General features: G+C 69.7%; 6 protein-coding genes. All 6 read left to right on the top strand.

The window, feature by feature from the left end:
* The first annotated feature begins 1,289 nt into the window (after positions 1-1,289).
* The 6 genes from A33M_RS22055 (at position 1,290) to A33M_RS02450 (ending at position 10,726) form a co-directional block, all read left to right on the top strand.
* Entirely contained in the window at positions 1,290-2,648 is a 1,359-nt protein-coding gene (locus tag A33M_RS22055; protein ID WP_008383059.1) for an energy transducer TonB, read from the top strand.
* A gap of 433 nt (positions 2,649-3,081) precedes the next feature.
* Positions 3,082-3,522, top strand: coding sequence for a (2Fe-2S)-binding protein (locus A33M_RS22690; RefSeq protein ID WP_008383057.1), 441 nt, complete (start codon positions 3,082-3,084; stop codon positions 3,520-3,522).
* 233 nt (positions 3,523-3,755) lie between these two features.
* Positions 3,756-4,235, top strand: coding sequence for a bacterioferritin (bfr, locus tag A33M_RS02465; protein ID WP_008383055.1), 480 nt, complete (start codon positions 3,756-3,758; stop codon positions 4,233-4,235).
* 373 nt (positions 4,236-4,608) lie between these two features.
* Positions 4,609-6,084 (top strand): efflux transporter outer membrane subunit, encoded by a 1,476-nt coding sequence (locus tag A33M_RS02460; protein WP_202801766.1) that lies wholly within the window; start codon positions 4,609-4,611, stop codon positions 6,082-6,084.
* Positions 6,081-7,565, top strand: a complete 1,485-nt coding sequence (locus tag A33M_RS02455; protein ID WP_008383050.1) for an efflux RND transporter periplasmic adaptor subunit — start codon at positions 6,081-6,083, stop codon at positions 7,563-7,565. The genes A33M_RS02460 and A33M_RS02455 overlap by 4 nt, the downstream gene beginning before the upstream one ends.
* Positions 7,562-10,726: an efflux RND transporter permease subunit gene (locus tag A33M_RS02450; RefSeq protein ID WP_008383047.1), complete on the top strand. Its 3,165-nt coding sequence runs from the start codon at positions 7,562-7,564 to the stop codon at positions 10,724-10,726. Before A33M_RS02455 ends, A33M_RS02450 begins: the two co-directional genes overlap by 4 nt.
* Positions 10,727-10,953 lie beyond the last annotated feature (227 nt).

Here is a 10,953-nt window from a genome sequence, read left to right as displayed (position 1 = left end):
TCGATCAGGGATCGACCGGCGGTATCCTTGGCAGTGTCGTCGGTCATCGAAGGCCCGCGCCGTTTCGGGCCTCTCTTGAATCACAGCAATATCCGCGCCGATACCGGCCCCCGCCTCAAGCGATTGCCCTGACCCTAGCAACAGTTCGCTTGATCGTGCGGTGCTCACGTCATACAACTAAACTTCGGCTCGGGAGGGGCGAATGAGCATCCGGCAACTCTGCGCAGTGTTCATGGTCGCCACGGGAGTGGCCAGCTGCGGCACAGGCACCTATGGTGCGTGGCCTGTGTCGCGGGGTGGGAGCGAGTTTCGTTACGATCGTGCGGTCGTGTCGGAAGGTCGTCCAAGTGCCGCAGGGACCTCGCATTCGACCCGCTCTACTGTGAAGCGGGCCCATGATGGGTCGCTCGCTGATTTACATGCTGCCGCGCCCTTGAAGCCGTTTACTCCCGAATGGTACGAGCGCGAGAGAAGGATCGATGCGCGGCTCCGCGAGCGTATTGTCATCTGCAAGGGGTGCCTGAAGCCTTCCGCGGAGAAAAATGCGGTGACCGCGACAGGGGCGAGCGCGACGGAAGGGCCGTACACGTCCGGGGCGAGTTCGGACGACACCAAGAAGCTCAGCTTACGGTTGCCGGCCGCAACGCCCCGCGTCGACCAGAAGGGTAGCCGCTGATCCGCTTCGGGGTTGTCCGCGTATCCTCCAGTACAATCCAGCCCTCAGACGGTTGTTGGCGGACATAATCGCGCATCGTTCCGCTGTCTTGACTTAAGAACTAAAGCTTGCAGGCAGAACAGGGTCTGCGGAACTCGTTTATTGCGGGCAGTTTCCCGGAGTGTGGACCGGTTCTTCGTGGTATATTTGCTCAATCGGTTCCGAACGCGCGTGGCGTCTCGGACTCGTCTTTTGAAAGGTGACCAAAGGTTTTTCCTCCTACAGGGGCGTATCCCCATGCCGACGATCGTTTTGTGATCGTGTCGGTTCGCCGGCGCGACATCCGCATTCTCCACGCCATCCGGACGATGCTGAGCCATGGCTTAACTCGATCGGGGCGCCTCCTGTCGACGCCACCCCAAGGGTAAATCGATCACGATCTCGGCCGGCCGAGACCGTCCAGGGGGCTTCGACTTCTTCTTGTCGCTCGCGCGCCCGCGGCGGCGAGCGGTAGCGCTCCGAACGCGGGGCTGGGGTGCGCCGGCTTCCATCCTGTATGATCGATGATATAGGATCGCGGCGGTGGCGCGGTCCGGGGCCGATGGCATAGAGTGGCCGCAGGTGCGGTGACCTCATGCCCGAGATTTTTCCCGAACGCTGTTCGCGCTCGCCCGACCGGTCCTGCCCCCGGCTCGCCGTGCGCGCCGAGGAGCGGCCCGCCCCGCTGCCCGGCACGATCCCGCCGGAGCTGTCGGCGGAGGCCGAGAACGTCCTGGTGTTTCGCCCGCGCCACGGCTCGGGCCGGCGGAGCGCCGCGCCGTCCGAGCCGCCGGCGGTCGAGGTCTTGCCGGAAGGCCGGCCGGCGCCGCTGATCTCGTCGCCGCTCAGCGCGGCCTTCATGGTCGGGCTCTTGGTGTCGCTGTCGGTCCATCTCGGGCTGCTGCGCTTGGCGGATGCCCGCACGCCGCCGATGGCGAGCACCGGCGAGCAGGTGATGTCGGTCGAGCTGGTGCTCGGCGGCGCGACGGTGGCGGGCCGGGCGGAGACGCCGAGCGAGGACGCGTCGGAGCCGTCCGCGGCGGCCACGGCGGCGGGCGAGCCGGAACGCGAGCCCGCGGCGCGAGAGACGACCTCGCAAGAGGCGGACGAGAAGGCGGACGAGAAGGCGGACCAGTCCGCGGAGCCGGAGCAGCAGCGCGCGGCCGAGCCGCCGCCGGAAACCACGAAAGCCGAGGTGGCGCCGCAACAGGTGGAAAACACCGCGCCGCCACCGGACGAGTCTCCGGACCAGACGAAAGAGGCCGCGCCCGCTCCCGCACCCGCACCCTACGAGACGGTGCCGCCGCCGGCGCCGGACGGCGAGATCGCCGCTCCCGCCCCCGAGACCGTGACGACCGAGACGCCGGCGCCCGAGCGACCGGCCGAGACGACACCACCCGCGACGGTGGCGGCGGTAGCGCCGGTGCCGCCGGCCGAGACGACCGCGCGGGCCGAAACGCCGGTGCCGCCGGCCGATCCGCGGCCCGACGCGGCCTCTGTGCGTGCAAAGGCCGAGACGGCGAAGCCGGCGCCGCAAAAGCCGGCGGCGCGGACGGCGCATCGTCCGGCGCGGCCGCGCGCGGCTGTGCGGTCCGGCGCGCGCGGCGACGCCGCGGCGTCGTCGGAGGCCTCGCCGTCGCGCGGCTCGAGCGGGGTCGGCCGCGGCCGGTCGGATGCCGCGTCGAACTATCCGGGGCTGGTGGCCGCCCATCTCGCCCGCTTCCAGCGCTATCCGGAGGAGGCCCGCCGGCGCCGCGAGACCGGCACCGCCACGGTCGCCTTCGCGCTCGACGGCGGCGGCCGGGTGGTCTCGGCGGCGCTCGCCGGCAGCAGCGGCAGCGCGGTGCTCGACCGCGAGGTCTTGTCCATGGTGCGCCGCGCCTCGCCGTTTCCGGCGCCGCCTCCCGGCGCGCCGACCCGCTTCCGCCGGCCCATCCACTTCACCGTCCGCTGAGCGGCGCGGGGGAAAAAGGTACGCCGGCGGCTGGACTTACGTAGTCGTCCGAGGGCTGCGTCGGGGCGTCGCGGTTGCGACGAACGAAAGCTCAGAGTGTCGGGATCCGGTGACCGGCAACCGTTTCGTGCGCCTTTCCCGGCATCGGCAATCGTATAGTTTTGTCGTATTCGAGACGATGCGATGTAGTGTCGTTGCGCCTCGACAGTCGTCTCGACGCATTGGCCTGCCTAGTCACAGTCAAGACTGTTCTTGCGCGCCTCGTGGTGACGAAAATGTCGCTCGTATGACCGTATGAACCTGTCGGTTGGAATCATTTAAAAGAGATTTTTTCTTTTGCAATTGCCTCGCAGCCGCACTATTTCATGAAGACCGGCCGCGTGGGGCGGCCGTTTCGATCCCGAACGATCGACAGCCGGATTCAGCCATCGCCATGATCGTCTGTTCCTGCAACGTCATCTCGGATCGCCAGATCCGGGACGTGGTGAGCGAGCGCTCGCCGCGCATGACCAGCCAGGTCTATGGCTGTCTCGGCTGCAGCGCCCAGTGCGGCCGCTGCGCCCGGACGATCCGCAAGATCATGAACCAGGCGCTGGCGCAGTGCGGCGACGGGTGCGCGTGCTGCCCGAACAATCACGCCGGCGACCACCATCACGACCACGCCGACCACCATGGCCGTCACGGCCACCATCACCACGACCACGACCACGACCACGACCATCATCCGCACGCGCATCACGGGCAGGCGCACGCGCATCACGAGCACGCGAGGCCGGCGGATGCGGCGCCCATCGAGGCCGGGACCACGGCCGGCGCGCCGGTGACGCATCCGGAGCCGCGGCTCGATCTCCGCTCGGGCCAGCCGCTCGGCTGACGGCTTGCGGCGCGCGGGGGCTTTCCGAAAATCGAATGGTTTCGAGCGGCGGTGGCGTTGCCGGACCGGCGAGCATCGTCGGTTCCAGAACGCCGACGATGGTATCATGGGCAGGTATTGACGATTCTTCGCGCAGCCGTGCCCTTGCTAAGTTGGAGTCGTTCCAGCATTTTGACCGGGACGCGACGCAGGTGCGGCGCGCAATGGATTGCCGACGTAACGGAGCAGGCCAGATGCAGGGCGACGCCAAGGTCATCGAATACCTGAACAAGGGATTGCGGAGCGAGCTCACCGCGGTGAGCCAGTACTGGCTGCACTATCGCATGCTCGAGGATTGGGGCTATCTCGACCTCGCCAAGAAGTGGCGCGAGGAGTCGATCGAGGAGATGCAGCACGCCGACAAGTTCATCGCGCGCATCCTCTTTCTCGAGGGCTTCCCGAACCTCCAGGTGCTCGACCCGCTGCGGATCGGCCAGACCGTCAAGGAGGTCCTGGAATGCGACCTCGCGGCCGAGCAGGAGGCCCGCGCGCTGTACCAGGAGGCCGCCGCCTACTGCCAGAGCGTCAAGGACTTCCCCTCCAAGAACCTGTTCGAGGAGCTGATGACCGACGAGGAAGGCCATATCGACTTCCTCGAGACGCAGCTCGACCTCGTCTCCAAGCTCGGCCTCGAGCTGTACGCCCAGAAGCACGTGGGCGGCCTCGGCGACTGATCGGCCGACCGCATTTTCCGACAGGCGACCGAATGGCCGGGGCGAACCCGGCCATTCGTGTTTTCCGAAGGCCCCGAACGCCCGCTCCGGGCCGGCGGAAAAAAGCTCCGGGTGCGGCGCGGGTGCGGCGAAGGATCCGGCGGCATCCGTCGTATCCGTCATGACGGCAGACGGTGATTTCGCTCTATAAATTGCCGTCTTGAGGGTGCAGAGCCCTCGGGGCTTCCGCAACGGGCGACCGGGCGCCGATGGCGACGGGTCGCTCCGCGGCACGCGACGGGAGGCGCGGGCCGTGGGCATGCGGATGCGAGGGGGACACGAGAGTGCGCAACGTATCGAAGGAGGCCGGACCGGCAGCGGCCGGCCGGACGCCGTGACGAGCCCGGACATCACCGACCCGGACTGCCCGGACCACCCGCTTCCGCCGGCGCCGCGCGGCGTCGTCGGCCGGCGGACGGTGGCGGTCGCCGGCGTCGTGCTGCTCGCCCAGGCGCTCGCCGGCTGCTTCGTCGGCACCGAGAAGCCGGCGCTCCGGCTCGACGTGCCGGACGCCTATCGCGAGGGCAAGGGCTCCGCCGAGGTCGGGCCGTCGATCGACTGGTGGCGCGGCTTTCGCGCGGCCGAGCTGACGACGCTGATGGAGGAGGCCCAGATCTCCAATCTCGACATCGCCGCCGCGGTCGCCCGCATCATCCAGGCCGACGCGCAGGCGCGCGTCTCCGGCGCGGCGCTGTATCCCTATCTCGGCGGTGCCGCCGATGCGAGCCGCGCCCGCACCGGGCGGGCGGCCGGCGGCAGCGGCGCCTCGCGCAGCACCTTCGACGGCTATTTCAACGCGAGCTACGAGCTCGACTTCTGGGGCAAGAACCGCGCCGCGCTGCTGGCCGCCCAGGAGACCGCGGTCGCCTCGCGGTTCGACCGCGACACCGTCGCGCTCACCGCCGTGGCGAACGTCGCCAAGACCTATTTCCAGCTGATGGGCGCCCAGGATCGCCTGCGCATCGCGCGGGAGAACCTGAAGGCGGCCGAGCGCATCCTCAAGGTGGTGCGCGAGCGCTTCGAGGCGGGCACCGCCAACAGCCTCGACGTGTCGCAGCAGGAATCGCTGGTCGCCACCGTGCGGGCGACGCTGCCGGCGTTCGAGATCACCATCCGCCAGAACCGGGCGACGCTCGCCGTGCTGGTCGGCCGCACGCCCGAGCATTTCGCGGTGAAGGGCGGCACGCTCGATGCCGTGCGGGTGCCGCGCATCCCGCCCGGACTGCCGTCCGACCTGATCAACCAGCGCCCCGACATCCGCGCCGCCGAGGCCGATCTCGTCTCGGCCAACCACTCGGTCGAGCAGGCGCGCGCCGCCTTCTTCCCGTCGATCCAGCTCACAGGCCAGAACGGCGTGCAGAGCGCGGCGCTGTCGAGCCTGTTCGGGCCGGGCGCCTGGTTCTACTCGGTCGGCGCCGGCCTGACCCAGCCGATCTTCGACGGCGGCACGCTGAAGGGCCAGCTCGAGCAGGCGCAGGGCCGCCAGCTCGAGCTTCTGCAGACCTATCGGCAGGCGGTGCTGAACGGCTTCGCCGACGTCGAGCGCGCGCTGGTCGACCTCGCCAAGCAGACCGAGCGCGAGCGGCTGCAGGCGGAGGCGGTGCGCGCCGCCCGCAAGGCGTTCGACATCGCCGAGACGCGGCTGCGCGAAGGCGCGGTCGACCTCGTGACGGTGCTCGACTCGCAGCAGACGTTGTTCAATGCCGACGACACGCTGGTGCAGGTGCGGCTCGCGCGCATCCTGGCGGCGGTCGATCTGTTCCAGGCGCTCGGCGGCGGCTGGCCGCCGCGCATCGGAGACAAGGTGTGAGCGTACCCCCGAACACTTCGCCGGACGATCCGGCGACCCGCCCCTCCGCCACCGCGGCGCCGAAGCCGCGCCGCTCGCGGCTGCGCCGTGCGCTCGGCGTCGGCCTCGCTCTCGCCGTGATGGGTGGCACCGTGTGGGGCGTGGTGAGCTGGTCCGGCCGGCGCAGCGCTCCGGTCGGCGCCGACGAGGGCGCCCCGCCCGGCCCCCCCGGCATGACCGCCGGCCGCCGCACCGCCCGCAGCGGCCCGGTGCCGGTGCTCGCTGCCACCGCCGCCACCGCCGACGTGCCGGTCTATTTCGACGGCGTCGGCACCGCCCGCGCGCTCAACAGCGTGACGGTGCGCTCGCAGGTCGACGGCAAGCTCCTGAAGCTGAACTTCGAGGAGGGCCAGACCGTCCGCAAGGGCGACGTTTTGGCCGAGATCGACCCGACCATCTATCAGGCGCAGTACGATCAGGCGGTCGCCAAGAAGGCGCAGGACGAGGCCTTGCTCGCCAACGCCAAGATCGACCTCGAGCGCTACGAGCGGCTCGCCAAGTCGAACGCGACGAGCCAGCAGCAGGCCGACACCCAGCGCGCGACCGTCGCCCAGTACGCCGCGCAGGTGAAGGCCGATCAGGCCTCGATCGACAACCAGAAGGCCTATCTCGACTACACCAAGGTGGTCGCCCCGCTCACCGGGCGCACCGGCATCCGGCTGGTCGACGTCGGCAATCTGGTCAAGGCGGCCGACACCACCGGCATCGTGACGATCACCCAGGTGCAGCCGATCTACGTCACCTTCACGCTGCCGCAGCAGCAGCTCTCCGAGGTGGTGAAGGCCTTTGCCCACGGCGCCCTGCCGGTGCTGGCGCTCGGCACCGACAACACGACCGTGCTCGACCGCGGCCTCCTCAAGGTGATCGACAACCAGGTCGACGCCACCACCGGCACGGTGAGGATGCGCGGCGAGTTCCCGAATGCCGACCTGCAGCTGTGGCCCGGCCAGTTCGTCAATGTGAAGCTCCTGGTCGACACGCTGAAGGCCGTCGTGGTGGTGCCGACCGCCGCCGTGCAGCGCGGGCCGGACGGCACCTTCGCCTACGTGATCGGCAAGGGCTCGACCGTCGCGGTGCGCCCGGTCACCGTCGCCCAGCAGGACGACCGTCAGGCGGTGATCGCCTCCGGGCTTGCCGCCGGCGACCGCATCGTCACCACCGGCTTCTCGCAGCTTTCCGACGGCAAGAAGGTCACCGTGTCGGGCGAGGGGAACGGGAACGGAACCGGAAACGGCGCGGCACCGCAGGCCGGCAAGGACGGCGCGAGCCGCCAGAAGACCGAGGCCTCGGCGATCGCGCCGGCCGACCGGGCCGACCCGGCCGAGCCCGCCGCCGCGGTGGACGGTGAGCCGGCGGCCGGCAAGCCGGCGACCGACCGGTCGGCCGCCGAGAGCCGGCGGTCCGGCACCGAAGGGAGCGCCCGCGGGAGCACCGTGCGATGAGCGTCTCCGCGCCGTTCATCCGGCGCCCGATCGCCACCTCGCTGCTCGGCGTCGCGGTGATGCTCGGCGGCCTGCTCGGCTATTGGTTGCTGCCGGTCGCCTCGCTTCCGCAGGTCGATTTCCCCACCGTCCAGGTGCAGACGCGCCTCCCGGGCGCCAGCGCCGACACCATGGCGGCGCTGGTCACCGCGCCGCTCGAGCGGCAGTTCGGGCAGATTCCCGCGCTCGCCGGGATGGTGTCGTCGAGCTCCTACGGCGTCTCGCAGATCACGCTTCAGTTCGAGCTGACGCGCGACATCGACGCCGCCGCGCAGGACGTGCAGTCGGCGATCGACGCCGCCGGCTCGACGCTGCCGAGAAACCTCCCCTATCCGCCCGCCTACTCGAAGGTGAACCCGGCCGACGTGCCGATCGTCACCATCGCGCTGACCTCGAAGACCATCCCGCTGCGCGACATGAGCGACCTCGCCGACACCATGATCGCCCAGCGCATGAGCGAGGTGACCGGTGTCGGCCGCGTCTCGGTGCAGGGCAATCTCAAGCCGGCGGTGCGGATCCAGGCCGATCTCTCGCGGCTCGCCGCCTACGGCATCGCGCTCGAAGACCTCCGCTCGACCATCGCCAACGCCAATGTCGCCGGCCCCAAGGGTGCGCTCGACGGCGCCCACCAGGCCTACACCATCGCCGCCAACGACCAGCTGGAGGCCGCGAGCGCCTATCGCGACCTGATCGTCGCCTATCGCAACGACGCCCCGGTGCTCTTGCGCGACGTCGCCGACGTGATCGACGGGCTGGAGAACGACAAGGTCGGCGGCTGGTACGACGACAAGCCGGCGGTCGTGATCGACATCCAGCGCCAGCCGGGCGCCAACGTGATCCAGACGGTCGACCGCATCCTCGCCACCCTGCCGCGGCTGAAGGCGGCGATGCCGGTCGGCGTCGACCTCACCGTGGTGTCGGACCGCACCGGGACCATCAAAGCCTCGGTGCACGACGTGCAGTTCACGCTGGTGCTGGCGATCGGCCTCGTCGTGCTGGTGGTGCTGCTGTTCCTGCGCAGCGTGCGGGCGACGGTGATCGCCGGGGTGGCGCTGCCCTTGTCGCTCGTCGCCACCTTCGGGGTGATGTGGTTCTGCGGCTTCAGCCTCAACAACCTGTCGCTGATGGCGCTGACCATCGGCACCGGCTTCGTGATCGACGACGCCATCGTGATGATCGAGAACATCGTCCGCCACGTCGAGGACGGCGAGAGCCCGTTCGAGGCGGCGCTCGACGGCGCCCGCGAGATCGGCTTCACGGTGATCTCGCTGACCGTGTCGCTGATCGCGGTGTTCATCCCGCTCTTGTTCATGACCGGCATCGTCGGCCGCATGTTCCGCGAGTTCGCGCTGACCCTGACCATCGCCGTGGTGGTCTCGGCGATCGTCTCGCTGACGCTGACGCCGATGATGTGCTCGCGCCTGTTGCGCCGTGCCCCCGCGGACGGCGCCGGCGGAAAGGTCGGGCGCAGCCTCGACCGGGCGATCGAGGCGAGCGTCGCGGGTTATCATCGCAGCCTCGACTGGGTGCTGAACCACCAGGTCGGGACGCTCGTCGTCACCGCGCTGACGCTCGCCGCCACCGTGTGGCTCTATCTGGTGATCCCCAAGGGCTTTCTGCCGCTGCAGGACACCAGCATGATCACCGCGGTGACCGATGCCGGGCCGGACGTATCGTTCGCCGAGATGCAGCGCCTGCAGGCCGAGGTGGTGCGGGCGGTGCGCAAGGACCCCGACGTCACCGGCGTCGTCTCGGTGATCGGCGTCTCGACCATGAACCCGACGCCCAATGCCGGCCGCCTGCAGATCGTGCTGACGCCGCGCGCCGCGCGCGCCGTCTTCGTCGACGGCGTGATCGACCGTCTGAAGGCGGCGGTCGCGCCGATCCCCGGCATGCGGGTCCATTTCCAGCCGGTGCAGGACATCCAGATCGCCACCCGATCGAGCCGCGGGCAGTATCAGTACACCCTCACCGGGGTCGACGCCGCCGACGTCTCGGGCTGGGCCGCGCGGCTGGTCGCCCGCCTGCAGGACGACCCGCGCGTGAGCGACGTCGCGTCGGAAAGCCAGGACGGCGGCCTGCGCGCCTTCATCCATATCGACCGCGAGCAGGCGGCCCGGCTCGACGTGTCGATGCAGTCGATCAACGACACGCTCTATTCCGCCTTCGGCCAGCGCCAGATCTCGACCATTTACGCGCAATCCAATCAGTATCGGGTGATTCTCGAGGCCAAGCCGGAATACCAGACCGACCCCTCCGCGCTCTCGAAGCTCTTCTTGCCGGTCGGCATCTCGTCATCGATCCTGTCGGTGACGTCGTCGACCTCGTCGACCTCGACCACCTCCTCGATCTCGAACGGGCTGGTGCCGCTGTCGACGGTGGCGACCGTCGAGCGCACCACCGCGCCGCTGGTGGTGATGCACGAGGCGCAGTTCCCGGCGGCGACCGTCAGCTTCAATCTCGGGCACGGCGCGGCGCTCGGCGACGCGGTGGCGGCGGTGAGCGCGGCCGAGGTCGCGATCGGCATGCCCGGCTCGATCACCGGTGCCTATTCGGGCGACGCCGAAGAGTTCGCCTCCTCGCTCGCCGGCACGCCGTGGCTGATCCTCGCCGCGGTGGTGGCGATCTATATCGTGCTCGGCGTGCTCTACGAGAGCTACGTCCACCCGCTGACGATTCTCTCGACGCTGCCATCTGCCGGCGTCGGCGCGCTGCTCGCGCTGATCGTGTTCGGCCAGGATCTGTCGGTGATCGCGCTGATCGGCATCATCCTGCTGATGGGCATCGTCAAGAAGAACGCCATCATGATGATCGACTTTGCGCTCGAGGCCGAGCGCGGCGAGGGCTTGTCCCCGCGCGACGCGATCGTGAAGGCGTGCCTGCTGCGCTTCCGCCCGATCATGATGACGACGCTCGCCGCGCTGTTCGGCGCGCTGCCGCTCGCGCTCGAGAACGGGACGGGGGCGGAGCTGCGCTTCCCGCTCGGCATCACCATCATCGGCGGCCTGCTGCTGAGCCAGCTCCTCACGCTCTACACCACGCCGGTGATCTATCTCGCGATGGAGCGCATCCGCGTCCGCCTCGGCGGCGACCCGGTGCCGGTCCGCACCGCGGCGGAGTAGGGCGATGCGGGAGCGGCATCCGACGGCACGCGTCGGCGCCTCGGGCGCCCCCCCTCCCCAGCCCTCCCCCAGGAGGGGGGAGGGAGCAGGCCGCAGCGGGCCGGGACGTCATCGAGATCACCGCCACAAGCTGGACCCGACTGCCACGCGTGTCGTCGTTGCGGTTCTGTCGTTCCCTCCCCCCTCGTGGGGGAGGGACAGGGAGGGGTGGGGGAGGGACAGGGAGG

This window comes from Rhodovulum sp. PH10, assembly GCF_000293785.1.
GTDB lineage: Bacteria > Pseudomonadota > Alphaproteobacteria > Rhizobiales > Xanthobacteraceae > Rhodoplanes.
This window is presented reverse-complemented; position numbering and strand designations above follow the sequence as displayed.

Bases quoted from the DNA above. Each gene is read 5' to 3' on its own strand.
- A33M_RS22055 (WP_008383059.1), top strand. From the start codon at position 1,290: ATGCCCGAGATTTTTCCCGAACGCTGTTCGCGCTCGCCCGACCGGTCC.
- A33M_RS22690 (WP_008383057.1), top strand. From the start codon at position 3,082: ATGATCGTCTGTTCCTGCAACGTCATCTCGGATCGCCAGATCCGGGAC.
- bfr (WP_008383055.1), top strand. From the start codon at position 3,756: ATGCAGGGCGACGCCAAGGTCATCGAATACCTGAACAAGGGATTGCGG.
- A33M_RS02450 (WP_008383047.1), top strand. From the start codon at position 7,562: ATGAGCGTCTCCGCGCCGTTCATCCGGCGCCCGATCGCCACCTCGCTG.